This window comes from Balneatrix alpica DSM 16621 (assembly GCF_000619885.1).
Lineage (GTDB): Bacteria > Pseudomonadota > Gammaproteobacteria > Pseudomonadales > Balneatricaceae > Balneatrix > Balneatrix alpica.
The window spans coordinates 14,345-40,876 of sequence record NZ_KK211040.1; the positions used below are offsets into that span (position 1 = coordinate 14,345).

At 56.4% G+C, this 26,532-nt stretch carries 23 protein-coding genes; 8 read left to right on the plus strand and 15 right to left on the minus strand.

Features of this window, described 5'->3' with window-relative positions; translation table 11 throughout:
- Positions 1–67: 67 nt before the first annotated feature.
- The 5 genes from Q334_RS0112850 to Q334_RS0112870 form a co-directional block, all read right to left on the minus strand.
- Positions 68–1,246: an HD-GYP domain-containing protein gene (locus tag Q334_RS0112850; RefSeq protein WP_027313565.1), complete on the minus strand. Its 1,179-nt coding sequence runs from the start codon at positions 1,244–1,246 to the stop codon at positions 68–70.
- Between the two features lie 3 nt (positions 1,247–1,249).
- Positions 1,250–2,500: an EAL and HDOD domain-containing protein gene (locus Q334_RS19090; RefSeq protein WP_051527784.1), complete on the minus strand. Its 1,251-nt coding sequence runs from the start codon at positions 2,498–2,500 to the stop codon at positions 1,250–1,252.
- Between the two features lie 314 nt (positions 2,501–2,814).
- On the minus strand, positions 2,815–4,770 hold the full coding sequence (locus tag Q334_RS0112860; RefSeq protein ID WP_027313566.1) for a methyl-accepting chemotaxis protein: 1,956 nt from the start codon (positions 4,768–4,770) through the stop codon (positions 2,815–2,817).
- 128 nt (positions 4,771–4,898) lie between these two features.
- Positions 4,899–6,098, minus strand: a complete 1,200-nt coding sequence (locus tag Q334_RS0112865) for a methyltransferase (RefSeq protein ID WP_027313567.1) — start codon at positions 6,096–6,098, stop codon at positions 4,899–4,901.
- The gene (locus Q334_RS0112870) at positions 6,082–6,897 is read right to left on the minus strand and encodes an inositol monophosphatase family protein (protein WP_027313568.1); all 816 of its coding nucleotides are present in this window, start codon (positions 6,895–6,897) and stop codon (positions 6,082–6,084) included. The genes Q334_RS0112865 and Q334_RS0112870 overlap by 17 nt, the downstream gene beginning before the upstream one ends.
- Before the next feature lie 86 nt (positions 6,898–6,983).
- Here Q334_RS0112870 and Q334_RS0112875 point away from each other — a divergent pair, with 86 nt between their 5' ends.
- Complete coding sequence (locus Q334_RS0112875) at positions 6,984–7,859, plus strand: DUF4349 domain-containing protein (RefSeq protein ID WP_027313569.1); 876 nt, start codon at positions 6,984–6,986, stop codon at positions 7,857–7,859.
- A 67-nt stretch (positions 7,860–7,926) separates the two neighbouring features.
- Here Q334_RS0112875 and Q334_RS0112880 read toward each other — a convergent pair whose 3' ends face one another.
- Together Q334_RS0112880 and Q334_RS0112885 are read right to left on the minus strand one after the other, a co-directional pair.
- Positions 7,927–8,319, minus strand: a complete 393-nt coding sequence (locus Q334_RS0112880; RefSeq protein WP_027313570.1) for a VOC family protein — start codon at positions 8,317–8,319, stop codon at positions 7,927–7,929.
- A gap of 83 nt (positions 8,320–8,402) precedes the next feature.
- Positions 8,403–9,341: an NADP-dependent oxidoreductase gene (locus Q334_RS0112885; RefSeq protein ID WP_027313571.1), complete on the minus strand. Its 939-nt coding sequence runs from the start codon at positions 9,339–9,341 to the stop codon at positions 8,403–8,405.
- 103 nt (positions 9,342–9,444) lie between these two features.
- Here Q334_RS0112885 and Q334_RS19095 point away from each other — a divergent pair, with 103 nt between their 5' ends.
- The 3 genes from Q334_RS19095 (at position 9,445) to ydiJ (ending at position 15,190) form a co-directional block, all read left to right on the plus strand.
- A complete protein-coding gene (locus Q334_RS19095; RefSeq protein ID WP_051527785.1) occupies positions 9,445–10,380 on the plus strand; it encodes a LysR family transcriptional regulator in 936 nt (311 codons plus the stop codon).
- A 158-nt stretch (positions 10,381–10,538) separates the two neighbouring features.
- The gene (locus Q334_RS19100) at positions 10,539–12,146 is read left to right on the plus strand and encodes an amidohydrolase family protein (RefSeq protein WP_051527786.1); all 1,608 of its coding nucleotides are present in this window, start codon (positions 10,539–10,541) and stop codon (positions 12,144–12,146) included.
- Positions 12,143–15,190 (plus strand): D-2-hydroxyglutarate dehydrogenase YdiJ, encoded by a 3,048-nt coding sequence (ydiJ, locus tag Q334_RS0112900; RefSeq protein WP_027313572.1) that lies wholly within the window; start codon positions 12,143–12,145, stop codon positions 15,188–15,190. The genes Q334_RS19100 and ydiJ overlap by 4 nt, the downstream gene beginning before the upstream one ends.
- Positions 15,191–15,220: 30 nt before the next feature.
- Here ydiJ and Q334_RS0112905 read toward each other — a convergent pair whose 3' ends face one another.
- Together Q334_RS0112905 and Q334_RS0112910 are read right to left on the minus strand one after the other, a co-directional pair.
- On the minus strand, positions 15,221–15,991 hold the full coding sequence (locus Q334_RS0112905; protein WP_155888998.1) for a hypothetical protein: 771 nt from the start codon (positions 15,989–15,991) through the stop codon (positions 15,221–15,223).
- Positions 15,955–16,500 (minus strand): RNA polymerase sigma factor, encoded by a 546-nt coding sequence (locus tag Q334_RS0112910; RefSeq protein WP_027313574.1) that lies wholly within the window; start codon positions 16,498–16,500, stop codon positions 15,955–15,957. Before Q334_RS0112910 ends, Q334_RS0112905 begins: the two co-directional genes overlap by 37 nt.
- A gap of 137 nt (positions 16,501–16,637) precedes the next feature.
- Here Q334_RS0112910 and Q334_RS0112915 point away from each other — a divergent pair, with 137 nt between their 5' ends.
- A complete protein-coding gene (locus Q334_RS0112915) occupies positions 16,638–17,018 on the plus strand; it encodes a COG4315 family predicted lipoprotein (RefSeq protein ID WP_027313575.1) in 381 nt (126 codons plus the stop codon).
- A 58-nt stretch (positions 17,019–17,076) separates the two neighbouring features.
- Here the strand turns inward: Q334_RS0112915 and Q334_RS19105 are convergent, their stop codons facing one another.
- Positions 17,077–19,263: a heavy metal translocating P-type ATPase gene (locus tag Q334_RS19105; protein WP_051527787.1), complete on the minus strand. Its 2,187-nt coding sequence runs from the start codon at positions 19,261–19,263 to the stop codon at positions 17,077–17,079.
- 121 nt (positions 19,264–19,384) lie between these two features.
- Between Q334_RS19105 and cadR the strand changes: the two genes are divergently transcribed.
- The 3 genes from cadR (at position 19,385) to Q334_RS0112935 (ending at position 22,518) form a co-directional block, all read left to right on the plus strand.
- Positions 19,385–19,837: a Cd(II)/Pb(II)-responsive transcriptional regulator gene (gene cadR / locus Q334_RS0112925; protein WP_027313576.1), complete on the plus strand. Its 453-nt coding sequence runs from the start codon at positions 19,385–19,387 to the stop codon at positions 19,835–19,837.
- Positions 19,838–19,995: 158 nt separating this feature from the next.
- Positions 19,996–21,093 carry a carboxynorspermidine decarboxylase gene (locus Q334_RS0112930; protein WP_027313577.1) on the plus strand — a complete coding sequence of 366 codons (1,098 nt, stop codon included), beginning with the start codon at positions 19,996–19,998 and terminating at the stop codon, positions 21,091–21,093.
- Positions 21,094–21,279: 186 nt separating this feature from the next.
- Entirely contained in the window at positions 21,280–22,518 is a 1,239-nt protein-coding gene (locus tag Q334_RS0112935) for a saccharopine dehydrogenase family protein (protein ID WP_027313578.1), read from the plus strand.
- 46 nt (positions 22,519–22,564) lie between these two features.
- On the opposite strand, the gene Q334_RS0112940 is transcribed toward Q334_RS0112935, so the two are convergent.
- From Q334_RS0112940 to Q334_RS0112960, 5 genes are all read right to left on the minus strand, one after another.
- Positions 22,565–23,446, minus strand: coding sequence for a hypothetical protein (locus tag Q334_RS0112940; RefSeq protein WP_027313579.1), 882 nt, complete (start codon positions 23,444–23,446; stop codon positions 22,565–22,567).
- 77 nt (positions 23,447–23,523) lie between these two features.
- Positions 23,524–24,270 (minus strand): UTRA domain-containing protein, encoded by a 747-nt coding sequence (locus Q334_RS0112945; protein WP_051527788.1) that lies wholly within the window; start codon positions 24,268–24,270, stop codon positions 23,524–23,526.
- Positions 24,271–24,341: 71 nt separating this feature from the next.
- Positions 24,342–24,617, minus strand: coding sequence for a DUF2218 domain-containing protein (locus Q334_RS0112950; protein ID WP_027313581.1), 276 nt, complete (start codon positions 24,615–24,617; stop codon positions 24,342–24,344).
- Between the two features lie 8 nt (positions 24,618–24,625).
- Entirely contained in the window at positions 24,626–25,414 is a 789-nt protein-coding gene (locus tag Q334_RS0112955) for an ABC transporter ATP-binding protein (RefSeq protein WP_027313582.1), read from the minus strand.
- Position 25,415: 1 nt separating this feature from the next.
- The gene (locus tag Q334_RS0112960; protein WP_035461605.1) at positions 25,416–26,492 is read right to left on the minus strand and encodes a FecCD family ABC transporter permease; all 1,077 of its coding nucleotides are present in this window, start codon (positions 26,490–26,492) and stop codon (positions 25,416–25,418) included.
- Between the last annotated feature and the right edge of the window lie 40 nt (positions 26,493–26,532).

The window sequence follows — 26,532 nt, forward strand, 5'->3', positions numbered from 1 at the left end:
GCTCCCTTGGAGATGGGGTTATATCTCTATCAATCTCGCAGTTTGGGGCCCACCAGGGCCCTCTTTTTTAGCCTAATGAACGCAACCACGCACTCAACCCTTCCCGCGCTTGCTCAAGAAAGGGGTCATCCGGCTCTAGTACCTGTACCACCCTTAGCTCCTCTAACTGTAACGGCTGCGGTGTCGCCCAGGGCTGGTTGGGATAATGGCCAATGAGCAGCAAACGAATATTGGTTTCCTGCCGATCCAGCACCATCCCTACTCGGTCATCTTTGAGGCGTAATACCGAGCCGGGCGGATAGATTCCCAACATACGAATCAGCTTCATCACCAAACGGCCATCAAGCATGGTGTCACGCAGCAGTAGCAAATCACGCAGCGCCTGGGCGGGAGAAACAGCCTTCGCGTAGGGCCGCTCACGGGTCATGGCCTCATAACAAGCTACCGTTGCCACTAGCCGTGTCGTCAAAGGAATTTGTCTGTCTTGCAGACGGGCTGGATAGCCCTGGCCATCTATCCGCTCATGATGATGGGCAACGATATGACGCACACAGCGGGAAAGCCCGGGTTGATCACGCAGCATTTCCTGACCCAGGTGACAATGCTGTTCTATTTGCTGACGCTCCCCGGCAAGCAAACGCCCCCGCTTGGCTAACAGGCTTTCTGGTAACGCCAACAAACCAATATCATGCAGCAGCGCCCCCAAGCCAAGCTCTAACAAACTCTTATTGGGCAGGCCAATGAATCGTGCCAGTGCCAGAGCTAGCACACAGACGTTTAATGATTTATGCGCCAAAGCAGGAGCATCCACCTGCATTTGCCCCCACAGGTACATGCCCTGCGGATCACGCAAGACGCCTACAAGCAGTGCCTCGACCACTTCACGGCTGCGCCTGGCATCTAGCGCCCGTCCCAAGCGGATATCATTAAAGAGCTGATCGATACGGCCCAGTTGCTGCTGGAACGCCTGACTCAGCTTCTTTTCAGGCACAGTGAATGCCTTACCTGTGCTAGCTTTCACCAGCGTCTGCGGTTGGCTCACACGCGGGCGAGGCAGTTCCCCAGGCTCCACGAGGCTACTACTCTCAACATACACATAGCGGCAATGCTGTCGCAGCAACTGCAGTTGCTGGTGATCACGAATCTCAAACTGATGGCGCCAAAACGGTGAATCGAGCCAAGGACAATCCAAACGTACCACTCGCATCCCCAAACGCAGCTCTGTCACTGCCAGCCGCCGCTCCATCGGCTAAACACTCCCCAACTGCGCCATAGACAAGGTTGCCCAGACAAATGCCTGCTGATAGCACTGCTGTACTTGTTCGGCGTCCACCCCCACCCTGGTTAAGGGTTTGCCATTTTGCAAGGCTTCCGCCAGCTGCAAGATCTGCCCCATCTCCCCCTGTCGCTCTAACACGGCACGTATCAACTCCGGTTGCAGAGGTAACTGTTGTAATAGCTGAGGTAAGGGTTTCGCCAAAAACACATCCAGCATAGACAGCATGCCAACTGTAAATAGACTGGATGGCTGTTCCCTAAGCTTGAAGAGGGGGGCACTCAACTGGCAAAAGCGCGCCCGCACTAGCAGCAAGTGAACCAGCGCTGGCGGATGCTGGCCATCCTTCATCAAGGACAACAGTGTCACCAAGGCACGTAAGGGCTCTAACCCCAGCATGACAATCGCATGCTGAATTGAGCTTACCTTGACACTCAAACCCGAGGCCGCCGAATTGAGATAACGCAATAAGCGATAGCAGAGAAACACATCTTGCGAGATCAGCTCGGTCAGTTCACGCATGCCAATCTCCGGGTCATACAGACGCTGCAATAACTCCAGCGTCACGCGGTGGTTATAAGGCGCTTTACGCCCGCATAACAACTGGGGTTTAGCAAGAAAGTAACCCTGGAAATAGTCGGCTCCCTCCTGCCGATAAAGCTCCATCTCATCCCAGGTTTCCACCTTTTCCACCAGTACCTGGCGCCCCTGCCCTTTGAAATAGCGGACTAGCTGACGTACCTGGGTAGAGGACAGCTGGCGTACATCCAACTTGATTAACGAAGACAACGCGATCAATGCTTCTTTACCGGGTTGCAGAGCATAGTCATCTAGAGCCAGACGATAACCGGCCTGCTTCAGCTGCTGTAAACGATTGAGTAAGACCTCATCAACTTCAACATCTTCGAGGATCTCCAGCACGACTTTCTGGGGGGGCAACAGCATCACCTGTGCCGAGAGCAACGCCCAGCGGGTCATATTGATAAAGGCCAGATGCGGCCCCACCAGCTCAGGAATGCCCATTTCCGTTAGAGAAATACCCAATACCGAGGCGGTAGCCTGATTGCCACAGGTAAAATTGGCCTGCTGCTCGCATTGACTACGGTAGAGCAGCTCATACCCCACAATATTGAGTTTGGCGTCATAGACTGGCTGACGGGCGATAAAGAAACACTCATCGCCACTTAGCTGCTGAAGTAAATCTCGACGTGTAACACATTCCATTTTGATACTCCTGCCATCCAAATTGAGCTGGAGAAGGTGAACGCATAACAACCGCAGCTTAGCGAAGGGGAGGTGCTAACAACAAAACCCTTATGCCAGTCAGCAAAAGGGTCCAGGCCACACAGGCTGTTATGTCGTTCACCATCCCCTTGGTGTGATATGCCTCCTGTCATCCCGCACACAGAATGACGAGGTCAGTCTTACCAATCCATGCAAGACCTCGGCATGATAAATGAGTAGCCATCGAGCTCGTTGATGCAGATCAACAAAGGCCGGCAAGGCACCCTTGTTGACCTGCTTGAAAGATCCTCAGACTAGGCTTTGAAACGCCCAACCAAGGCATTCAGATGCTTAGCCACGTCCTCCAGTTTGCCACTGTTAGCTGCCGCCTGACGGGCCGTATCCGCCACTTCGTTAGAGGAGGTGTGAATCTGGGCGATATTGCGATTGATATCTTCGGATACCTGATGCTGCTCTTCCGCTGCACTGGCAATCTGAGTGTTCATATCCTTAATCACCTCCACCGCTTCGGCGATCTCATCAAAGGAGGTTTTCGCCTCTGACGTCCGCCCAACAGTCTGCTCAGACTGATGCAGGCTACGATTCATTTCTGTAGCAACCTGTTGTGTACCGGAGCGCAATTTTTCCAGTAATTGATTGATTTCCTGAGTCGACTCCTGAGTGCGTTGAGCCAATGCCCGTACCTCATCTGCCACCACCGCAAAGCCACGCCCCTGCTCACCGGCACGGGCCGCCTCAATCGCCGCATTCAAGGCCAACAGATTAGTCTGCTCGGCAATGCCCCGAATCACATCCAAAATCGTGGTGATACTGTTGCTCGACTCCTCCAGCTGCTCAATCGAGCCGGATGCCCGGCGAATAGCCTGACTAAGTTCATTGACGCTGACCACCGCGTCCTCAATCATCTTTTGCCCTTTACTGACCGAACGCTGCCCCGTCTGTGCTGACTCCGCAGCCTTCACGCAAGAATTGGCCACTTCATTAGCGGTTGCTACCATCTCATTAAAGGCTGTCGAGACCATTTCCAGCGCCTGTAATTGCTGCTGAGATACCGCATCCATCTCATGAGAGACTGCTATCGCCCGCTCCGATGCCTGATGTACACCCTGAGCACTCTCTTTAGTTTGCTTCACCAGGCCCTGAATGGTATCGAGGAAGCGATTAAACCAGTGGGCCAGTTCGGCGGTTTCATCCTTGGTGGTAATGGTCAGGCGCTTGGTCAGCTCCCCCTCCCCTTCGGCAATATCCTTCAACCCTGCCGCCACCTGCTGAATAGGTCTGGCAATCATGCCTGACATCATGATCGCCAAGGCGACAAACACCAGAGTCAAAATCAGCCCCAATACCGCCAGCTTGATCAGCATGGCGGTCGATTCGGCATACACCTCAGAAGCCTCAATCAAACCGATGAATTTCCATCCTAACGTGGGGGATTTATATACATTGGCGAGATAGCGCACCCCATCAATTTCAACCTCTACCTCGCCATTGGCCTGAGCCAAGGTGGCGTAGGCCGCACCGGATAACTCACTGAGCTTTTTAAAGTTGTTCTCAGGCTTAGCGGAATCTGCCAGCACGGTGCCCGAGTCTTCAATCAGCATCAGATAGCCGGTTTCACCGATGCGAATCTGCTTCACCATTTCGGTTAACCCCTTGAGGGAAACATCAATCGCCATCACCCCCAATACCGTGCCAGCCTGATCAATGGTTTTTACCGCGCTGATGATGGTTTCATCATCCGGCGCCCAGTAATAGGCTTCTGTCAGCTTAACTTTGCCTGTAGCTGCCAGTGCCGCCTTATACCAAGGACGAGCACGGGGATCATAAGCACCGCTGGTATTGCCCTCTGGCCACTGTATGTAGCCGCCCTCTTTGGTACCCATATAAACGTAGGCAAAGCCGGGATGGGTTTTAGCAAAGTGGTCAAATAACGCAAATATCTCCCCCTCAACACCACCGTTTTTACTAGGTGTCATGGGCTGATTATCCGGCGCATTCAGATAGTTTTTAATGGAGGCATCGGCTTTTTGCAGGGTCGGGTGGGTAGCCAGATAATCGACGTTATCGAACACCCCTCGGAAAAAGATGGTCATGGCCCCATCGACCTGGGCAATTTCCCGCCCCGAAGCATCAACAAAATGATCACGGGCCAGTTGTTGAATTTGCCAGCCCAGGCCTAAGCCAATCACAAGCAAAGGAATTAGAAGCGTTGCCAGAAACCCGGCGATTAGCTTATGGCGAATGCTCATGCACGATTCTCCTGCGCTCATCCCTAAGCTTGCTGATAATGTTAGCGAAAGCTTAGATTCCAGCGCCGCAGCCCGCAAAGTCAAAAACGAACTCAAAGGGTCAAATAGCTACGTGTTAATGCCAAAAATCAGCGAATCGTACGGATAAGTAAATTACGGGGAGTGAGCGGTTTGCTGCAAAAGGTGCCTAACTCCACCTGTAAACCCGCCTCTTGCAAAAACACCAGGCGATCCAGCACCAGCCATAACTCCAACGGCCGACGGAACAGATGGCGAGCCAATTCAAAACGCTGCACCTGGGCTAAACGCTGCCAACCAAGCTGTTCCCAGTACTGCCAATCCAACTCGGCAGGCAAGGCCAAGCCCTTGCGCTGCGCGCACCAATGGACAAAGGCGGAAAAACCCTGTTTCAACTGACCGTAGGACAGACTGGGCACCGGCCAGTATTGATCCACACCACGCAATTCCCGTTGTAACGCATCGAAAGCCAAACGCCAGGCACTGGCCTGCTGGCGCTGCTGGCGCACCGGCCCCGGCGCCGTGACTGTCTCCTGTACCGCCAGGCGCAAATCCTCCCGCGTTAATTGCCAGTTTAATTGCTGCTGTAACTGCTGACCCAATGCGGAAAATGGCTGATAGTGCTCCGCCGCCGTCACCTGATAGCAACAGGGGGCTAAGGTAAGACTGGCTTGTGCCGCCGCCGTCAGCTGCAATAAACGGCCATGCAAATCACCACAGGCATGCAGAGCCAAGGTATGGCTATCGGCTTTAATCCAGCGTGCCGCCGAATCTGCCAACACATCCTGCTGCTGGAGCTGTACAGGCAAACCCAGCGCATCAGCCAACTGCTGCCCTTGCTGGCAAAGTGCCTCATCCCACTCCAACGCGGTAATCGCACAGCCTTGCCAACGGCTAAGGGTACGGCAGAGGTGCCCCTTACCCGCACACCAATCCACTAATTGTTGCTGCGGCTGCCAACGGATCTGGGCCACAAAAGCCTGTAGCTGTTGCCATTTCCGTGCACTGATATGCTCAGACCAGTCCTCCGGCAGGTTCAGTGTTGTAGACCAGTCCGGCACCTGAACGAGCTCAGCCAACTGCACCACCGGCAACCAGGGGGATAAACCTTTGGCCTGTTGGATGTTCTCCTCCAGTTGCTGCCATTGGCTGTCATCCAGCGCCAGCAAATACTGACTCAACTGCGGTAATTGCTGTGTCCACTCTGGCGGCAACTGTTTAAACGGCAGGGGCTGCCAGACAAACTGCCACTGCGCCAGGATCTCCGCTAACGCACTAAAACGCTGGCGCCAATCAATGCTCTGGCTCACCTAACAACTCCAACAACTGCGGTAAAAAAGCCGGGCTGGCAGCTACCAAGTGCTCACCATCCAATTCAGCCGGCAGGCCTGAGGTTAATGCGCCACTGCGCCCGATCACCCCACCTGCTTCGTGGACGATCAAGGCCCCTGCCGCCATATCCCAGGGCTTGACCGTTTCGAAGTAGCCAGCCAGGCGCCCCGCCGCCACATAGCACAGATCAATCGCGGCTGAACCCAAGCGCCGCACATCCTGCACCTCGGCCATAACCCGGCTCAAACGGGCCAACAGGGCTGCACGGGGGGCCCGCTCATAAGGAAACCCGGTCGCCACTAGCGCCGAAGCAACACTTAAAGGTGGCTGTACCTGCAACGGCAGACCATTTAAGTAGGCGCCCTGGCCACGCACCGCGCTAAAGGTTTCCTGCAAGAAGGGACAGTGCACTACCCCTACCTGCACCTCACCATTCCAGGCAAAGGCAATCGAAACCGCTACCGCTGGCTGGCCATTGGCAAAGTTCACCGTGCCGTCAATAGGGTCAATGATCCACACCGGCCCCTGCTTTAGCTGTTGTGGTGACAAGTGAGGGGAAGACTCCTCCGACAGAATAAGATGATCTGGATAGCAGGCTTCAATCCCTTGTCGGATGCAGGCGTCCGCCTTAATATCCGCACTGGTCACCAGCTCGATCCCGCGTTTCAGCTCCAGACTAAAACTGGCCTGTTGACGCTCCTGTACTAACAGGGTGCCCGCTTGGCGAGCCAGGCTTTGCGCATAAGCGGCCAGTGGATTGAGTGCCTGTCTATTCATATGACCATCCCCAGCAATAATGACGCCCCGAACCTACCGCCCGGAAAAGAGGCGGCCATTTTAACAAAGCCAAGGAGCCATACCAGATGCTGCCAACTTCCCCTCGCCTACTGAGTACCCTGCTACTCAGCTTGGCTAGCCTCGTCCTAAGCGGCTGCCAAGAAACAGACCCCAACGCCCAATATCACCTCTCTGAGCCCCAGGCGATGATGGAAGCTTCTCCACAAATGAGCGGGGGGGCAGCCCTGAAAATGGCCGTTGCCCCTGCCAGCATGGAAGCTGCCGATCAGGCTGCCGGTAACACTGTCCAATTTATTGAAGAGAGCCGCTACCTACGCTTTCAGCTCGCCAGCTCGCAACTGGAAAGCCGCTGGCAAGCCGATGCCAATCGCTGCCAGCCTCCCAGCTGTGATGTGCTACAAGCCAGCTTCAATAACAGCCCCGATGGTGGCTATCAGAGTGCCTACTTAAGCGTACGCGTTGCCCGCAGCGAACTGGACGCCTTCGTCACCGCCCTCGGTAGTCAGGGCCTGCTGGAAAGCCGCATTGACCGCAATGATCGCAGCGCTGAAGTGATTGATGCCGATGCCCGTTTAACCAACCTGGAAGAAGTCCGCAACCGCCTGCGTGCCTTACTCAATAGCACCGATGCCAAACTGGGCGAAGTGATTCAACTTGAACGGGAACTGGGACGGGTACAGAGCGAACTGGATGCCGCCAAGGGTCGACGTGCTTACCTCGCCAACCTAACCGAAAAAGTCCGTCTGGATATCAGCTACGAACCCCAACCTCAGGTGGCTAATGCCAGCATCCTCAAACCCTTGTGGGATGCCCTCTATAATGCAGGGGCGGTGTTCTTCCGCAGCCTGGCGCAGTTACTGACCCTGGTGATCAGTGCTTTACCCTGGTTACTGCTAGCCGTTCCCTTGCTGGCACTGTGGCATTGGTGGAGAAAGCGTTAATCGCGCTTCCCCAGCGCAACCAATAAGGGGTCAATTTAGACCCCTTATTGGTATGCCTGCCACGATCTTAGCGAGGCTGCAGCAAATCCCACTTATTACCGTACAGATCCTCAAACACCGCGACGGTGCCATAGGGTTCATGTCGTGGTGGCTCCAGAAAACGTACCCCAGCCCCCTGCATGCGCTGATAATCGGCGATAAAGTCATCGGTATATAGAAATAACCACACACGACCGCCACCCTGATTACCCACAGCAGCTAATTGCTGCTCGCCTTGCGCCTTGGCCAACACAAACTGAGTCGTCGCCCCTGCTGGGCCGACCCTGACCCAGCGTTTGCCCTCCCCCTGGGGACTGTCCTCCAGTAAAACAAACCCTAACTGGCCACAATAAAAGGCAATGGCCTCGTCATAATCTGCGACTAATAAACTGATGGCGGCTAAGTATTGGCTGGCAGGCACGCTGCTCTCCTTGCTGTTGAGTGGGCCCGCCAGTGTAACAGAGGCAGGCTTAAGCGGTGCAAGCCGCCAAGCCTGACTGCCCCTCAGTCCGCCGCTAGCTGTAACACCACCTTGCCCAATGCCCGCCCACTCTCACTGCGTGCCAGTGCCTCACGGGCTTGGTGTAGCGGCCATACCTGATCAAGCTGCACCCTCAACTGGCCACTTTGCAGCAATTCGGCCAATTGCTTGAGATCGGCCCCCGAGGGTTGCACCCACATCCGTTGGTAATCCACCCCCTGTGCCTGAGCCAGGGCGGGATCAATCTCATCGAAGGTGGAAATCAAACGTCCGCCGGATTTAAGTGTCGGCAATGCCCGGGGCAACACCTGATTGCCGCCGACACAGGCAAACAGCAGGTCTAACTCAGTCAGCTGCTCGGCAAAATCCTGTTGCTGATAATCCAGGCACACATCCGCCCCCAGGCTTGCCACATAATCACGGCTACGGGCAGAACAGCTGGCATACACAAAGGCACCACGTGCCTTCGCCAGTTGCACGGCAAAACCACCAACCCCACCCGAGGCGCCATGAATATAAACCCGCTGCCCTGGCTGTAGTTGACCCACCTTAAACAGCCCCTGCCAGGCCGTCACCGCCGCCAAGGGAACCGCCGCTGCCTCCGTCATACTCAGCTGGCTGGGCTTAGCGGCCAGCAAGTCTGCGTCAACACAGATATATTCGGCATAGCATCCCTGACCACCAATGGGGGCAAACACCATCACCTCTTGCCCTGGCTGCCATGCCTGCACCCCAGTCCCCAGGGCATCAATCACCCCCGCTGCATCCCAGCCCAATACCAATGGCAACTGATGGGTGCCCGTGTCTTTCAGCAGGCCATTACGCACATGAAAATCTACCGGATTTACCCCTGCTGCTGCCACCTTGATCCGCACCTGTCCTTCCCCTGGAATGGGTAGTGGCAACTCGGCCAGCTGTAACTGTTCTGCAGCGCCGTATTGATGAATCACCATCGCTTTCATGTTGTTACTCCTGCTTGAAAAGGGATGGCGCCAGTATCGAGAGCTTTACCTATAGCGTCTAATTGATTATTAAGATGCTATCCATTGATGAGCGTGATGTGTTATGCCCCGTACCGATCTTAATCTGCTGCTGATTTTCGATGCCATCATGCAGGAGCAATCCATTACCGCCGCGGCAGATCGCCTGGCCATGACCCAACCTTCAGTCTCCAACGCCGTCGCCCGCATGCGCCATCAGTGGCAAGACCCTTTATTTGTAAAACAGGGGCGTGGACTCAAAGCCACCCCCTATGCCGAGCAACTGTGGCAGCAGACCCGCCTCGCCCTGGGGGATATTCAGCAAGCCCTGCAGTCGGAGCCCTTTGTCCCCGCCCGCAGCCAGCGCACCTTTCGTGTTGCCCTGTCCGATGGCATGGGCCTGTTGTTATGGCCCAGGCTCAACCAGCTGCTGGAGCGCGAAGCCCCCGGTATCAACCTGCATGCTGTACCGTTTCAGGCCAATGGCGAAACCTTACTGCAACAGGCAGAGGTTGACCTGGTCGCCGACTATTACGCTGGACGGGATAACCAGATTGAGCAGGTGCTGCTGTTTGACAATCCCTTTGTCTGCCTGCACCGCCCAGATCACCCCCTGGCCCAGCAACCCTTGACGCTGGAGGACTATCTGCACGCCCGGCACCTGCTCGTCTCCTTAACCGGCCATGCCCAGGGGGCGGTGGATCGTTATCTGCAGCAACAAGGGCTGACTCGGCGGATAGCCGTCACCATCAACAGCTTTGCCTCCGTCCCACTGTTATTAGCCCAGAGCAATCTGATTACTACGCTGCCTTATCCCGTGATGAGTCAGTGGGTAGAACAGGGCATCCTGCAGGCTCGCCCCTTGCCCTTCCCCCTGGGCGGCGCCCCCATCAGCCTGGCCTGGCATCGCCGTCATCAGCGTGACCAAGGACTGGCCTGGTTACGTCAGCAAATCCAGCAGCTCTGTCAACAACAGCAGATGCACTGGCAACAGGCACTCGACCAGCTGCAACCGCGTTGAAATAAAGCGCCAGCCTCAGCACGGATCAACAATGGCTGACAGGCGTATCAGCGACCTGTTTTTCTACTTTTGCCCTCCTGACTGCGGTGACGGGCTTGCTCCACTGCCTTGGCTTCATTAAAGTGGAACAACTTGTCCTACAAGCTGACAACTTACCCATGTCTACCCCCTTGCGTCGCAATACTGGCCTGGCTGACGAGCTGGCCCTAACCCTGGAAAGCCGCATCCGCGATGGCCAACTGCCCGTGGGGAGCAAGCTGCCCAGTGAGCATCAGCTCTGCCAGGAATACGGCATCAGTCGCAACGTCGTGCGTGAAGCCATGGCCCGCCTGAAATCCAATGGTCTGGTGGAGAGTCGCCAGGGAGCGGGAGTGTTTGTGCTGGCCGCCGACGCCCACCAGAGCTTTCGCATCCTGCCAGGGCAAGAGGACAGGCTAGCCCTGCGTAAACTGCTGGAGTTTCGCCTAGAGCTGGAAGTCGCCGCCGCCAGCATGGCAGCCCGTCGCCGTTTGCCTGCGCACCTGGCGCAATGGCAACAACTGCTGCAGGCCGATTTATCCCTGGCGGAGTGTGAACAACAGCTGATCACCTGCCTAGCCAGCGCCACCGGCAATGAATACCTGAGTGATTTTCTGCGCTATCTCAATGGCGCCCTGGCCAAGCCGGTACAGCAGGCGCACCCCTGGCAACAGGATCGCCCCGGTTTTATCCAAGCCTGGCAACTGCTGTGGGATGCCCTGAAGGTCGGTGACCCTGACCTGGCCCGCCGCCAACACTGGCGTTACCTGATGGATACCGCTGCCCGCCTCGGTATTCGCGGTCTGCAAGGCTGGGAGCAAACCCGCATGAGCAGCCTGTCAGAACCCTATGCACCACTCTGTGCGGCGGCGGATGCCAACCCGCGCCCACCCCGCTTTGCCATGCCCGCGGGCGCCTGCGATTGCCACATGCACGTGTTTTGGCCAGAACAACAGGCGCCCTTTACCCCCCACCGCTCCTATACCCCGCCACCTGCCTCGTTAGCGGATTATCGTGCGCTGATGCAACGCCTTGGTATCCAGCGGGCAGTAGTGGTGCAGCCCAGCGTCTATGGCACCGATAACAGCGTCACCCTGGCCACCCTGGCGGCGGCAGGCCATGATTTTCGTGGGGTGGTGGTCATTCGGCCCGATACCCCCCAGGCCGAACTGGAGCGCATGCATGCCCTGGGGGTGCGGGGGGTACGCCTAAATCTGCTATTTAAATCCGGCGTGGCCGTTTCCGATGTGCGCACCCTGGCGGCCAAGGTTGCTCACCTGGGCTGGCATCTGCAGATTCTGACCGATGTATCCGAGTTCCCGGATCTGGCCGGGGTATTGGGCCAGTTGCCGGTGCCGGTGGTGATCGACCACCTGGGCCATATGCCCGCCGAGTTTGGCCCCCAGCATCCTGGTTTCATCAGCCTGCTGCGCCTGCTGGAAAGCGGCAAGCTGTGGGTTAAGCTCTCCGGTGCCGAGCGCCTCAGCCTGGAACCCTGGCCCTATACGGATATTCGCCCGTTAGCCGAGCAACTGCTGGCCACCAATCCCCAGCGTTTACTCTGGGCCTCCGACTGGCCCCATACCTGTTTACCCGGCGCCATGCCTAATGATGGCGACCTGCTTGACCTGCTCGGGCTCTGGTGCCCGGATGCCAGTCTGCGCCAACAAATTCTGGTGGATAACCCCGCCACCCTGTATGACTTTCCCGTGATTAGCTCGCCCAAAATAATGAAGGTAAGCCCATGATTCCCCGTATCGCCGCAGTCTCGCCGATTCAGCAAGACTACCTGAACTTTCTCGATGCCCTGCGCCAGGATGGCTACGAGGGGGACATCAACCCCGATTACGCCAACCGCACCGTGCTGGCCACCGACAACTCCATCTATCAGGTGTTGCCCCAGGGAGTGCTTTACCCCCGCAGCGTGGAGGACTTACAACGCATTGCCAAGCTGCTGAACGAACCACGCTTTGTTCACCTCAGGGTTGCGCCCCGGGGGGGCGGCACCGGCACCAATGGTCAGTCCCTCAATGATGGTCTGGTGGTGGATGTCTCCAAACACATGAACCGCATCCTCGAAATCAACGCCAAAGAGCGCTGGGTACGGGTACAGGCGGGGGTGGTCAAGGATCAGCTTAATGCGGCGTTGAAGCCCTTCGGCCTGTTTTTTGCCCCAGAACTCTCCACCAGCAACCGCGCCACCATTGGCGGCATGATCAATACCGACGCCAGCGGCCAGGGTTCGGTGTTATACGGTAAAACCCGTGACCATGTGTTGGAGCTGAGCTCGGTCCTGCTCGATGGCACCCTGTGGCACTCCCTACCCTTGCAGGAAGAACAACTGCAGCGGATTAAACAGCGTCCGGACCGGGTCGGTGCCATTCACCGTCTGGCCGATGAGATTTATCAGCACAAGCAGGATGAGATTGAGCGCTGCTTCCCCAAACTTAACCGCTGCCTGACCGGCTATGATCTGGCCCATATCCGTGATGAACAGGGGCAGTTCAACCTCAATTCGCTGCTCTGCGGCTCCGAAGGCACCCTGGCTTTTATCGCCGAGGCCAAACTCAATGTTCTGCCGATCCCCAAGGTCGCCGCGCTGGTCAATGTCCAGTACGACAGCTTTGATGCCGCCCTGCGTGATGCGACCGAGCTGATGAAAGCCGCCCCCACCTCCATCGAGACCGTTGACTCCAAGGTGTTGATGTTGGCGATGCAGGACATTGTCTGGCACAGCGTTGAGCAATGGTTCCCCGCCAGTGACAAAGCCCCCATTCGCGGCATTAACCTGGTGGAATACACCGCCGACAGTGAAGAAGAGCTTGATCAAGCTCTGGCCCGCCTGACCCAACGTTTGGAGCAAGAACGGGAGCAAGGCGGTCGCCTGGGCTTTACCCTGGCCCGTGGCCATCAGGCGGTCAAACAAATCTGGGCGATGCGAAAAAAATCCGTCGGCCTGCTCGGCAACGCCAAGGGCGACAAGCGCCCCCTGCCCTTTGTCGAGGATACTGCCGTTCCTCCGGAAAACCTGGCCGACTTTATTGCCGAGTTTCGGGCGGTGTTGGATCGTGAAGGCCTGGAATACGGCATGTTTGGCCATGTGGACGCCGGGGTGCTCCATGTACGTCCGGCGCTGGATTTAAAAGATCCGGCCCAGGAGCCGCTGATTCGCCGCATTACCGATGAGGTAGTAGCCCTGACCCAGAAATACCATGGTTTGCTCTGGGGCGAACATGGCAAGGGGGTACGCTCGGAATATGCGCCAGCCTTCTTCGGCCCCCTCTACCCCTGTCTGCAACAGCTTAAAGCTGCCTTTGATCCACACAACCAACTGAACCCAGGCAAGATTGCCACGCCGCTGGAGTCCGGCGCCGAGCTGTACAAGATCGATGGCGTGGCAACCCGTGGCCAGCATGATCGGCAGATCGAGGCCAGCACCCGTGCTCACTGGCAGGATGCGATCAACTGTAACGGCAACGGTGCCTGCTTTAACTTCGATCCTGATGATCAGATGTGCCCCTCCTGGAAAGGCACCCGTGAGCGTATTCACTCCCCTAAAGGGCGTGCCTCCCTGATTCGTGAATGGCTGCGCCTGCTCCAACAGCAAGGCCAGGATGCCGAGCAACTGCGTGCTGAACAGCGTAGCCGCAGTGCGGTGCAAACCTTTATTCCCAAGGTTAAAAACACCCTGGCCAAACGCCGGGGTGAATATGACTTCTCCCATGAAGTCCATGAGTCCATGCTCGGTTGCCTGGCCTGTAAATCCTGTGCGGGACAGTGCCCGATCAAGGTGAATGTGCCGGAGTTCCGTAGCCAGTTTCTGGAGCTGTACTATGGCCGTTACCTGCGTCCGCTGAAGGATTACCTGATTGGCGGCCTGGAGATGGTCATCCCCACCCTGGCGAAATTCCCTGCACTCTATAACTGGCCGCTCAAACAAGCCTGGGTTCAGCGCTTGCTGGCACGCTATGCCGGGATGGTGGATAGCCCGCTGTTAAGTGACATCTCGCTACAAAGCGGTCTGGAGAAGTTAGGGGTTGGGCTGGCCGATGCGCAGACACTGGCTCGACTCAGTGACGAGCAAAAAAGCCGCACGGTGATTCTGGTACAGGATGCCTTCACCAGTTACTTCGAAACCCAGCTGGTGCTCGATACCCTGGCCTTATTGCAAAAGCTTGGCTTTAATCCCCTGGTCGCGCCCTTCCGTCCTAACGGTAAGCCCTTGCATGTACACGGCTTTTTAAGTGCCTTTGAGCGCACCGCCGCCAAGCAGGCGGAACTGCTGAACAGCTACCGTGACAGCGGCATTGCGCTGGTGGGCATCGACCCCTCGATGACCCTGACCTACCGCAGTGAGTACGCCAAATATCTGGGGGCGGAGCAGGCACCCAAGGTGCTGTTACTGCAGGAATGGTTACAGCAGCAGCTGCCTCAGCTGCAAAGCCAGGCGGAACACTTCCGCCCGGCCCGCTTTAAGTTGCTGGCGCACTGCACCGAGAAAACCAATGCGGCCCCCAGTATCCAAGCCTGGCAGCAGGTATTTAAAGCCCTGGGGATGGAGCTGGAGGTACTGAATGCCGGTTGCTGCGGCATGTCCGGCACCTTTGGCCATGAGACACTTAACCTGGCCCGCTCCCAGCAGATTTACTCGCTGAGCTGGCAAGGTATTGTGCGTAACCCGCAACACCAACCGCAATTGGTGGCGACAGGCTATTCCTGCCGTAGTCAGGTCAAGCGTATGGAAAACCAGCAGCTGCCGCACCCGCTGCAGGCCTTGCTGGCACAGCGCTAAGTCCACTAGCCGAGCCACCCCTGGCGGAGCTTAGCTCTGCCAGGGTCGTAATTGCCAACAGGGGCCGCGACTTAACCAGTTTGCCGGCTCCGCTGCGCTTTTGCCGGCCTCCACCAATAACAGTGCCTGGGCCTGAGTCACTGCCAGCCAACGCGCCTTATCCAGTGGCCAGTCAGGGTTACTCGCACTGGGCTTGCCCAGCATCACATAACGCTGCGCAGCTTCAGGGCCAAGATCTGCCCATAACTCCAGCGCCGCCTCCGGCCAGTTTTGTCCATCAGCCAGGTTCAGTTGCAAATGCGCCTGTCCTGGCGCAAAACGAGTCGAACTCACCAACAGCTGCTGCCTTCCCTGATGATCGCTCATGCTGGCCAGATAATGCGGGGTAACCATTTGCTGCTGTGGCCACTGCCACCAGCCCACGGCCAACATTACCACGGCCAGACAAGCTACCAGTGCCAAGGCACGCCAGCCTTGTTGGGCAGAGGTAGCCTTGCGTGGCTGTACGGACGGCTCCTCGCCTGTTGCCTGCGCCGCCTTGCCTGGCTGCAACTGCTGCTGCCAGCGATAAAAACGTGCCTGCTGACGGGCGGAGGGCAGGATCTGGCTGGGCTGGGCAACCTGCTTGGCCAAAGGCAATAGCTGTAACTCCCATTGCCAGATGGCGTCATCCAGCGCACTTATTTGTCCACGTAATCGCTGTACACGGTGGCGCACCCGTAACGACTGCTGCCCCAATACATAACCCTGGGCCAGCATCTCAATTAATTCAGGCTGGTGATACCGAGCTGGTACAGGCATGTTTTTAACCTCTCTGCGCCCCGGCGTATCCAGGACTTCAGGGTGCCCAGGGGCACCCCTAACTGTTGCTGTAATTCATCATGGCTCAGGCCATAGCTATAACTCAGCACCAACGCTTGACGGGTCTCGCCTGGTAATTGCGCCAGACACTGGGCCAAGGGCTGGTGGGGCAAGCGGGTTGTCGCGGGGGATGCTTCCTCTTCTGCCTCAGTCTGCCAACGCTGCAGTAAGCGCAGGCGCCGCTTGCGGGTACGCAACTGATCCAGGCCATGATGGCGAAACAGCGCCCACAGCCAGGCTTCTGCCCGCCCCTGCCCAGGTTGATACTCCCCCGCCCGTTGCCATAGGCGCTCAAACCCCTCGTGCAGCCACTCTTCCGCCAGATTACGCTCCCCCGCCAACCGCCATAGCATCGCCAGCAAGGGACGACTGTAATGCTGATAAATCTTCGCCAGGGCTTGGCTGTCCCCCTGGCCCAAGGCCAGCAGGCAATCCTCCAACTCCGTCATCTAGGCTCCTTTTTTTTGCTTCAACGTCCAGGTAGCCGTTTTGGATGCAAGAAAAAAACGGCTATTGCGCTGCATCTAAGTCTGGCGTTCAGGCATTGATAGAGGGAATACCTCAACACCCTACAGGGAGTCATAACATGAACAAGATGATATCCATCAGTACCTTTGCTTTTTCTCTCCTGGCCGCTGGCAGCGTTTGGGCGGAAGCCCCCATTCAGGTGCACAACAGTGCCATGGGTGAGGTGCTGGCCAACCAGGCAGGCATGACCCTTTATACCTTTAAAAAAGATAGCGAAGGAATAAGTAACTGCTATGACCAGTGTGCGCAAAACTGGCCCCCTCTGATGGCTACCGCAGGTGACATGGCTGAGGGCGACTACAGTTTGGTAACCCGTAAAGATGGCGGCCAGCAATGGGCCTACAAGGGGATGCCGCTGTACCTGTGGGTGAAAGACCAACAACCTGGAGATACCAGCGGCCATGGGGTCAAGGACGTCTGGGAGGTCGCCAAACCCTAAGCATGTAGTAGCGAAAGGCAGACTACCTGCCTTTCGCTGCCTTGACCGATGTCGGCTGTTATAAGCGCATACGCAGCAGCCGGAGGCTATTGGCCACCACCAGCAAGCTGGTACCCATGTCGGCAAATACCGCCAGCCACAGGCTGCCGCCCCCTGCCAGGGTGAGCAGCAATATCGCCAACTTCAACCCCAGCGCCAGGATGATATTCTGCAGCAGGATCTGCCAGGTACGGCGGCAAAGACGGATAAACTGCGGCAGCTTGCGCAAGTCATCATCCATCAAGGCCACATCGGCGGTTTCAATCGCCACGTCCGTACCCAGTGCCCCCATCGCGATGCCCACCTGGGCACTGGCCAGGGCTGGCGCATCGTTAATGCCATCCCCCACCATCGCCAGGCGTTGGCCCTGTGCCACCCGCTGGCGAATTTGCTCGGCTTTTTGCTCCGGCAGAAGCTCCGCCGCCACTTCATCTATCCCCACCTGGGCAGCAATACTGGCGGCACTCTGGTGGTTATCACCACTGAGCATCAGGGTACGCAGGCCCAATTGCTGTAACTCGGCAATCGCCTCACGGCTGCCCGCCTTCAGCTGATCAGATAGGGCATAGCAGGCTAACACCCCCTGGGGCCCCGCCAGGCTCACAGTACTCTGTCCCTGCTGCTGCCAGCGCAACAACTGTTGTTGCACGCCGGGGGTGAGGGTGGCTTGTTGCGCCATCAACGCCGGGTTGCCTAGCCAATAGCGTTGGCCATCGATCAGCCCTGTCACCCCCTGCCCTTGAATCACACTAAAGCCCTCTACCTCGGCTAAGGCATAGGGGGCTTGCGGCTGTAAATCACGGTACAGCGCCTGTGCTAACGGGTGATCAGAACGACTGGCCAAGGCCAGGGTTAAGGCGGTGAGGTGTTGCTGGCTCAGTGCCTCGGCCAGCCAGGCGGCATCCGTCATGCTCGGCTTGCCCGCCGTCAGGGTGCCGGTTTTATCCAGAGCAATACTGTGTAAGTGGCGCCCCTGTTCCAGATAAATACCGCCTTTAATCAGAATCCCCAGTCGCGCCCCCCGGGCCAGGGCACTGACCAGGGTAATGGGGGTGGAAATCACCAGGGCACAGGGACAGGCAATCACTAATAGCACCAGGGCACGGTAAAGCCATTCCAGCCACTCACCCCAGCCTAATAAAGGAGGCAAGAGCGCAATCAACAGCGCCAGCAGCAGTACCGCGGGGGTATAGATCCGGGCAAAGCGATCGACCCATTGCTGGGTTGGCGCACGGCGACTCTGCGCCTGTTCAATCGCATGAATAATGCGCGCCAGGGTAGAGTCTTTGGCCACGGCAGTGACTTCATACTCCAGCTCCTGCTGTTGATTAATACTGCCGGCATAGAGTGCATCCCCCGGTGCCTTATCCACCGGCAGACTCTCACCGGTAATAGGTGCCTGATCCAGGGAGGAATGGCCTTTACGCACCACGCCATCCAATGCTACCCGCTCGCCTGGGCGGACCCGCACCCTGGCCCCCAGAGCTACCGCACTGGCGAGTTGAGTGTGCCAGCTGCCGTCATCCTGTTGCACCAGGGCCTGCTCCGGCACCAACTTTAACAAAGCCTGCACCGCCTGCCGGGCACGATCAAAGGAGGCCGCCTCAATCCGCTCCGCCAGGGCAAAGAGGGCCATCACCATCGCCGCCTCCGGCCATTCACCAATCAGAATGGCGCCACTGACCGCGATGCTCATCAAAGCATTAATGTTGAAATCTAAATGACGCAGCGCCAGCCAGCCTTTGCGGTAAGTGGTTAAGCCGGTCAATCCTATCGCCAGCATGGCCAAACCTAGCTGCCAGATATTGCTACCCAGTTGGGCAAATGCCAGTGCTTCCGCCGCAACCGCCGCCAGCAATGCCAGCGCCAATGGCCACCAGGGCTTCGCCGGAGTTGCCGCTGTGCCAGTGGCGGCACGTTGCAACTCGGGGTTAAAACCCAGCTGGCGAATACTGGCCAGCACGGCGGGCAATACCTCCTCGCTATGCTGCAGATAGAGCACACGATTCAGTAAATCAAAATGTAAATTCTGGATACCCGACTGCCCGCTCAGTGCCTTACGGATCAGACTTTCCTCGTTGGGGCAGTCCATTTCCTTAATGTGGATGGCGGTAGCTTGGGCGATATCCATCCCACTCGCGGGTGTTGACTGCTCAGGCACCTTAGCCTGTGAATGATGATCATGGCGGCAACACTCTGCACTCATGGCGCTCTCCTTGGTCTTGGGCCGATGGGCGCCGTAGATTGGCAAATGCCTCCCAGCGCGTTACGTTATAAGCAAGGAGTTAACAGCCTGTAGTAGCTACAGGGTCAAGCAGGAGCACAAGATGAAAATTGGTGACTTGGCGGAACAAGCCGACTGTGCGGTGGAAACCATCCGCTACTACGAACGCATTGGCTTAATCCCTCCGCCCCAGCGCAATCCAGACAATAATTACCGCCGTTATAGCCAGGAACATCTGGATACCCTGAACTTTATTCGGCATTGCCGTGCCCTGGATATGGCCCAGGAGGAGATCCGCCGTTTGTTAGAGGCGCGTCAGCATCCTCAGCAGCCCTGTCAGGAAATCAACCAGCTGCTTGATCATCATTTACAACACGTCCAATGCCGTATTGCCCAGCTCAGTGAGCTGGCTCGCCAGCTGCAAGACATTCGCAGCCAATGTCAGGGCCAGGGTGCCGTCGATAGCTGTGGCATTTTGCAGGAGTTAACCCACCCTAGTCAGCCGCTGGGTACAGAGCTGGATGCCAGCCATGTCGGCGGCTGTCACAAGGGTTAACCCATCCGCTGGAGGCAAATAAGTAAGCTGCTAACACGCGGTAACTGAGCTGAAAATTTTGTCGCTTTTTTGCACTAATAATTGCAACAGTGCTTAATGACAAACATTCTCACTTTGACTAAAATCGCCCCCTTTCGTTTTTGCGGGGGCGGTAGATCATGCTGCAAACACCTTATTACTTGGTAGACAAAGCCAAACTACTGAAAAATATGGAAAAAATCGCCTATGTGCGCAAGCACTCAGGCGCTAAATCCTTGTTGGCTCTCAAGTGCTTTGCTACTTGGTCCGTGTTTGACCTGATGCAGGATTACATGGATGGCACCACCTCTTCCTCCCTGTATGAAGTGAAGCTTGGCAAAGAAAAATTTGCCGGTGAAACCCATGCCTATAGCGTGGCCTATGCTGACAACGAGATTGCAGAAGTCTTGGCCAACAGCGACAAGATTATTTTCAACAGCATTGGCCAGTTGCAGCGCTTTGCTGAGGTCAGCGAAGGCAAACCCCGCGGCCTGCGGGTCAACCCTCAGGTCAGCACTTCAGCCTTTATTATTGCTGACCCCGCCCGCCCCTATAGTCGTCTGGGGGAATGGGACCCTGTCAAAATCGAAGCGGTTATCGAGCAGATTTCCGGTTTTATGTTCCACAACAACTGTGAGAACCGTGACTTTAACCGCTTCGATGAGATGCTCAATCTGATCGAGGAGCGCTTCGGTCATCTGATCGCTCGTATGCAATGGATCAGCCTCGGCGGCGGTATCCACTTTACCGGTGAAGACTACCCACTGGATGCCTTCTGCCAACGCTTGAAAGCCTTTGCCGACAAGTACCAGGTGCAGGTCTATCTGGAACCGGGTGAGGCAGCAATTACCCAGAGCACCAGCCTCGAAGTCACCGTTTTGGACACCCTCTTCAATGGCAAAAATTTGGCCATCGTCGATAGCTCCATCGAAGCCCACATGCTGGATCTGCTGATCTACCGCGAAAGCGCCAAGATGGCGCCCTGTGACGGCCCCCATACCTATATGGTGTGCGGCAAGTCGTGCCTGGCCGGCGATATCTTTGGTGAGTTTAACTTTGCCCAACCATTACAGCCTGGCGATCGTCTGTCCTTCCAGGACGCTGCCGGCTACACCATGGTGAAAAAGAATTGGTTTAATGGCGTCAAAATGCCCTCCATCGCAGTGAAACAATTGGATGGCAGCATTGAGTTGGTGCGGGAGTTTGATTACACCGACTTCGTCAATAATTTGTCTTAAGGCGATGGTGACCCCATCCCTTTAAGAACCTTTGGGGTTTGGAGGCTAGCTGAAGAAAGTATCCCTTTGTTCAGCCACCCTCAGGACACACCTGGCAGGTAGATGTGTCTGTTCAGTACTGCGGCAACAAACACCGCAGTAATACCTTAATACCTTTAATAGGTAATACCTGGAGAACGAAATACGATGAAGAAAAACGTCCTGATCATTGGTGGCGGAGGGGTGGCCCGCGTAGCGGCACATAAATGCGCCCAACACAACGATACACTGGGCAATATTGCCATAGCCTCGCGAACCCTCGCGAAATGCGAAGATATTGTGGCCAGTGTTCTGGAAAAAGGCAGCATGAAGACCGAGGGCCGCATTCAGGCTTATGCCCTTGATGCTCTTGATGTATCTGCCACTGTGCAACTGATTCAGGAAACTGAATCGCAAATCGTCATTAACCTAGGCTCTGCCTTCGTGAACATGTCCGTGCTGCAAGCCTGTCTGGAAACAGGTGCGGCCTATCTGGACACCGCCATTCACGAAGATCCGGCCAAAATCTGCGAAACCCCACCCTGGTACGCTAACTATGAGTGGAAGCGTAAAGCCGCCTGTAAAGAAAAAGGGGTGACCGCCATTCTAGGGGTTGGGTTCGATCCTGGTGTGGTCAATGCCTACGCTGCCCTGGCTTACAACGACTATTTTGACAGCGTTGAATCTATCGACATTATCGACATCAATGCGGGTAGTCATGGCCGCTATTTCGCCACCAACTTCGATCCTGAAATTAACTTCCGTGAATTTACCGGACGAGTGTACTCCTGGCAGAACAGCCAATGGCAGACCAATAAGATGTTTGAAGTAAGCCGCACCGATGACTTACCGGTTGTGGGCAAGCAAACCTCGTACATGACTGGCCATGATGAAGTACATTCGCTGTCACAGAATCTGAACGTACCCAATGTGCGCTTCTGGATGGGCTTTGGCGAACACTACATTAATGTTTTCACCGTCCTAAAGAACCTGGGCCTGTTATCTGAACAACCTGTTAAAACCGCTGAAGGGCTGGAAGTTGTGCCCCTGAAAGTGGTTAAAGCCTGTCTGCCTGATCCCTCCTCCCTGGCGCCCGATTACACTGGCAAAACCTGTATCGGTGACGTCGTGAAGGGACTAAAAGACGGTCAAGAGAAAGAAGTCTTTATTTATAACGTTGCCGACCATGAAGAAGCCTACGCCGAAGTCGGCAGTCAGGGCATTTCTTATACCGCCGGCGTACCCCCGGTTGCTGCAGCCATCCTGGTTGCCAATGGCAGCTGGGATGTCGCAGAAATGCGCAACGTTGAGCAGTTGGATCCTAAACCCTTCCTCAATCTGCTCAACCAAATGGGGCTACCCACTCGGATTAAAGACGAGCAAGGTGATCGCCCCCTGACATTCTAAGTTAATGTCTCCCCCAGGCCCGCACGGGCCTGGGTTTATTCCCAGCCTACAGCGCCACCAGCAACAACCCCATCAGCATCAAGAGTAAACCCTGCATCCGCGGCAGGCTCAGGCGCTCCCCCAACCAGCACACCCCAATCAACACCCCAATGGGGATACTGACCTGGCGCAAAGCCACGACATAACTGACCTCCTCCACCATTCCCATACTGACTAACACCAGCAGATAAGTACCAATGATGAATAGCCCCCCGAGGGCGGCCATGCCATAAGCAGGAGGGGATGCAGCCGCAGGAGTGACACGTTTCAGCCAGGGCGCCATCCATAACAAACAACTGGCAGCCTGCAAGACCACAAAACAGCTTCCCGCCGCCAAAGGGCTCATGCCCTGGGCCACCATCAGCTTGATTGCGGCACTGTCCGTCAAGGAATAGCCCGCCGTGCCGAGGGCAGCCAAACCTATCCAAGCCACGGCCGGGGTCGCGTAATCACGCCAGTGCCACTGGCGCCAGCGCTGCAAAGGTAGCGCCAGGGCACCGAGAAAAATCAACAGCATCCCGACCCCATCCCCACCACTCAACTGGGGAGGTGCCCACAGCAACCACACCAGGAGCGGCACCAACAGTACCGGCAAGGCGCGGGCCAGTGGATACACCAGGCTGAGATTACCGCCCCGGTAGGCATAGGCGAGGCCAGCCAAGTACATTACCTGGAATAGACCAGATGCCGCCAACCAACCCCAAAAGGGTGCGGGCAATTGCCAGATCGCCTGCCAATGCCAAATTAATACGGGGCTGTAAAGCAGCATGCCGGCCAGCATCAACTCCGCATAAAAGTGCAGCGATTGGCCGTGCTTTTTACCAATTAGGTTCCAGCTGGCATGCAGAAGGGTAGAAATTAAAATCAAACTGAGGGGTAAGGCATCCATCGCTCGGCCTGGCAGGTGCTATCGTTGAGTGAGTTCCTCAGGCTAGCATGGCAATCTGGTATATACCAATAAAAGAATTAGCCCGTCACCTGCACTACTACCGTTAATGCATCATGCAACCAGTACTCCTGATCCAACTCTAAAAAACGCCCCTGCTGATCACGGCTCAGGCGTTGAATAAAGAGTCCGGCACAACCTGGACTCACCCCCAGCGCCTCCGCCTCCTGCCCGGTCAGCGCCTGGGCATACATGCTTAGTTGACGCTGCGCAGGCTGCAATTGGTAACGTTCTTTTAGCAGGGTAAAGATGGACAGGTCAGTACTCTGGTTCAGCAAACCAGGACAGAGCGCAGGGTTAAGATAATTGTGCTCCACCAGCACCGCCCGCTCATCCACATAGCGGCGGCGAAGAATCTGGTATACCGGCGCACCAGGCGCTAAGCCGCTCAAGGCTGCCAGCCAGGGGGGCGCTTCTATCAGCGACTTTTGCAGGGTCTCAGTACGTGGAGCCAAACCCTGCTCCTGGACGTAATGATGAAATCCGGTGTCTTTGTTAGGGTCATATTGCAGACGTGCAGGGGTCAGAAACCAGCCCCGCCGATTGGAGCGATAAATCCGCCCTTCGCCCTCCAGCTGACTCAGCGCTTGACGCAGTGTCACCCGGGTGGTGGCAAAACGCTCCGCCAGCTCTCGCTCTGCCGGTAAGCGAAACTGACTGCCGCCGGGCTGCTGCTCAATCCACTGCCATAGCTGATCGCGTAAACGCAGATAAAGTGGCTGTGAGCCTGAAGAGGATCCAAAGGAGGTATTTTTTTCCGTGGCCATGACCGGCTTCCTGAAGAACTGCGGCCATCTTGGTAGCTGGCAGGAGGCAGGTCAAGCCTCCTGCCATCGCATTACCAGTGCAATTGCAGACCTTCATTACGGGCAAACTTTTCCAGGTGAGACTTCACCACCTCCTGCACCTGGGCTAAGGCCTCCTGATCGGCTGCCTGACAGCGAATCAGCAAGGCTTGCGGCTCAGCCTGCAACCAACATTTGCCAATGCCAAAGTCCACCTCGCCCTGCTGCTCACTCCAGTTGGCGGGTACTTTCTGCTGAAAATGCTGACAAAGGCGGCTGAGATGACGGCTGGCCGCCGGGGTGCTGACCTGGGTATGGGCTTCTAACATGGTCACTCCTATCCGTGCTGGGGATGAGCAATGGCTCGATCCGTTAATACAATGGGGAATCCCTTAGAACAGTGCTCTATACGCCCCTCAATACCATAGGCCTGCTGCAAAATAGCGGGGGTGAGCACCTCGGCGGGCTTACCGACCGCCAGCAAGCCTCCCTGGGCCAATACCACTAATTGGTCACAATAACGCAGAGCCAGATTAATATCGTGAATGGCAATCAGGCCGATGGCGGCGGTTTCCTGGGTGGCGCGGCGCACACTTTGCAATACGCTGAGCTGCCAATGTAAGTCCAGCGCACTAGTGGGCTCATCCAGCAGTAACACCTGGGGATCACGCGCCAACACCTGTGCCAGCCCTACCATTTGGCGCTGACCGCCGGACATTTCCCGCATCGGCATCAAGGCCAGATGGCGGATACCTAACTCGTCCAGCACCTGCTCAATACGCGCCTCAATTTTGGCTTTGGAGTAGTCATAACACACCGCCCGACAGGCACTGAACAGCAACTCATAGGCCACCAGGGAGGTTGCCTGCGGCAAAGCCTGGGGCAAGTAGCCCAACAATCTGGCCCACTGCGCAGAGGACAGGCTGTGCCTATCCTGCTCACCCAAGCGCACCGAACCTTGGTAAGACAGCAACCCAGCCAAGGCCTTCAGAAAGGTCGACTTGCCTGCCGCATTGGGGCCGATCACCGCCGTCAAACTACCGGCCTGTAGCGGCGGCAAGCTGATATTTTGCAGGACTTTTTTGCGTCCATAGCCCAGTTGTAAGTTGTCGATATGCAGGCTCATTTCACATCTCCCGCCGATGGCTGAGTATCAGACTCATAAAGAGCGGAATCCCGACCAAGGCCGTAACGATCCCTACCGGCAAAATAATCCCTGGAATCAATGCTTTACTGGCTATCGATGCCAGGGATAACAGCAATGCCCCCGCCAGTGCGCTGCCAGGCAGGAAGAAGCGATGATCCTCCCCCAATAACATGCGTGCCATATGGGGCCCAACCAAACCGATAAAGCCAATTTCACCGACAAAGGCCAGAGCGGCGGCAGTGAGCAAACTCACCCGCAGCAGCACCACCAGACGCATCCGCTCCACCCGGATGCCTATCGCTTTGGCCTGATCCTCACCACTGCGCAGGGCTGTCATTGCCCAGGCATGGCGCATCGCCAATGGCAAACAGAGCACAAACACCACCGCCACCAGGGTGACTTTTTCCAAATTGGCGCGGGACAATGATCCCATGGTCCAGAACACAATCTGCTGCAGGGAGTTGGTATCCGCCACAAACATCAGCAGACTCACCAAGGCATTCAGAGCAAAGAACAGTGAGATACCAAAGAGCACCACGGTATTCACCGACGCGCCGCGGTAACAAGACAGGGCCAGCACTAACAGTGAAGCAAAAGAGGCACAGACAAAGGCCCCCAGAGGCAATAAGTAGGTAAAGCTTAGCCCCGTCCAACTGAAGTCAAACAGAATCACTATTGCCGCCCCTAGCGTGGCTGCCGCACCAATTCCCAGGGTAAAAGGACTGGCTAGGGGGTTATTCAATGCGGTCTGCATTTCCGCCCCTGCCAACCCCAGGCAAGCACCGACTACCACTGCCATCAGTGCATAGGGAATCCGCACCTCCATCACCACCGCCTGCATCCAGGGCTCGGTTTGCTCTGGTTGCATTAATACCTGCCATATTTCACTCAAGCCCAAACTGGAGGGGCCAAGCACCATATCCGCCAACAATGCCAGCGCTCCAGCCACAGCCAGAGTCAACAACAACAGCACTCGCTTGAGGACAAATTGCCGATAGTGGCTGGCCAGGGTCGAACCCTGACTCACTACCGTGTGTTCAACAAGGGATGAATCCATCATTTTTGATCACGTCATCTGCGTTAGAAAAGCAAGCGGC

Coding starts and splice junctions, on each gene's coding strand:
- Q334_RS0112850 (WP_027313565.1), bottom strand. CDS start 1,246: ATGGAGCGGCGGCTGGCAGTGACAGAGCTGCGTTTGGGGATGCGAGTG.
- Q334_RS19090 (WP_051527784.1), bottom strand. CDS start 2,500: ATGGAATGTGTTACACGTCGAGATTTACTTCAGCAGCTAAGTGGCGAT.
- Q334_RS0112860 (WP_027313566.1), bottom strand. CDS start 4,770: ATGAGCATTCGCCATAAGCTAATCGCCGGGTTTCTGGCAACGCTTCTA.
- Q334_RS0112870 (WP_027313568.1), bottom strand. CDS start 6,897: ATGAATAGACAGGCACTCAATCCACTGGCCGCTTATGCGCAAAGCCTG.
- Q334_RS0112875 (WP_027313569.1), top strand. CDS start 6,984: ATGCTGCCAACTTCCCCTCGCCTACTGAGTACCCTGCTACTCAGCTTG.
- Q334_RS0112885 (WP_027313571.1), bottom strand. CDS start 9,341: ATGAAAGCGATGGTGATTCATCAATACGGCGCTGCAGAACAGTTACAG.
- Q334_RS19095 (WP_051527785.1), top strand. CDS start 9,445: ATGCCCCGTACCGATCTTAATCTGCTGCTGATTTTCGATGCCATCATG.
- Q334_RS19100 (WP_051527786.1), top strand. CDS start 10,539: ATGTCTACCCCCTTGCGTCGCAATACTGGCCTGGCTGACGAGCTGGCC.
- ydiJ (WP_027313572.1), top strand. CDS start 12,143: ATGATTCCCCGTATCGCCGCAGTCTCGCCGATTCAGCAAGACTACCTG.
- Q334_RS0112905 (WP_155888998.1), bottom strand. CDS start 15,991: ATGCCTGTACCAGCTCGGTATCACCAGCCTGAATTAATTGAGATGCTG.
- Q334_RS0112910 (WP_027313574.1), bottom strand. CDS start 16,500: ATGACGGAGTTGGAGGATTGCCTGCTGGCCTTGGGCCAGGGGGACAGC.
- Q334_RS0112915 (WP_027313575.1), top strand. CDS start 16,638: ATGAACAAGATGATATCCATCAGTACCTTTGCTTTTTCTCTCCTGGCC.
- Q334_RS19105 (WP_051527787.1), bottom strand. CDS start 19,263: ATGAGTGCAGAGTGTTGCCGCCATGATCATCATTCACAGGCTAAGGTG.
- cadR (WP_027313576.1), top strand. CDS start 19,385: ATGAAAATTGGTGACTTGGCGGAACAAGCCGACTGTGCGGTGGAAACC.
- Q334_RS0112930 (WP_027313577.1), top strand. CDS start 19,996: ATGCTGCAAACACCTTATTACTTGGTAGACAAAGCCAAACTACTGAAA.
- Q334_RS0112935 (WP_027313578.1), top strand. CDS start 21,280: ATGAAGAAAAACGTCCTGATCATTGGTGGCGGAGGGGTGGCCCGCGTA.
- Q334_RS0112940 (WP_027313579.1), bottom strand. CDS start 23,446: ATGGATGCCTTACCCCTCAGTTTGATTTTAATTTCTACCCTTCTGCAT.
- Q334_RS0112945 (WP_051527788.1), bottom strand. CDS start 24,270: ATGGCCACGGAAAAAAATACCTCCTTTGGATCCTCTTCAGGCTCACAG.
- Q334_RS0112950 (WP_027313581.1), bottom strand. CDS start 24,617: ATGTTAGAAGCCCATACCCAGGTCAGCACCCCGGCGGCCAGCCGTCAT.
- Q334_RS0112955 (WP_027313582.1), bottom strand. CDS start 25,414: ATGAGCCTGCATATCGACAACTTACAACTGGGCTATGGACGCAAAAAA.
- Q334_RS0112960 (WP_035461605.1), bottom strand. CDS start 26,492: ATGGATTCATCCCTTGTTGAACACACGGTAGTGAGTCAGGGTTCGACC.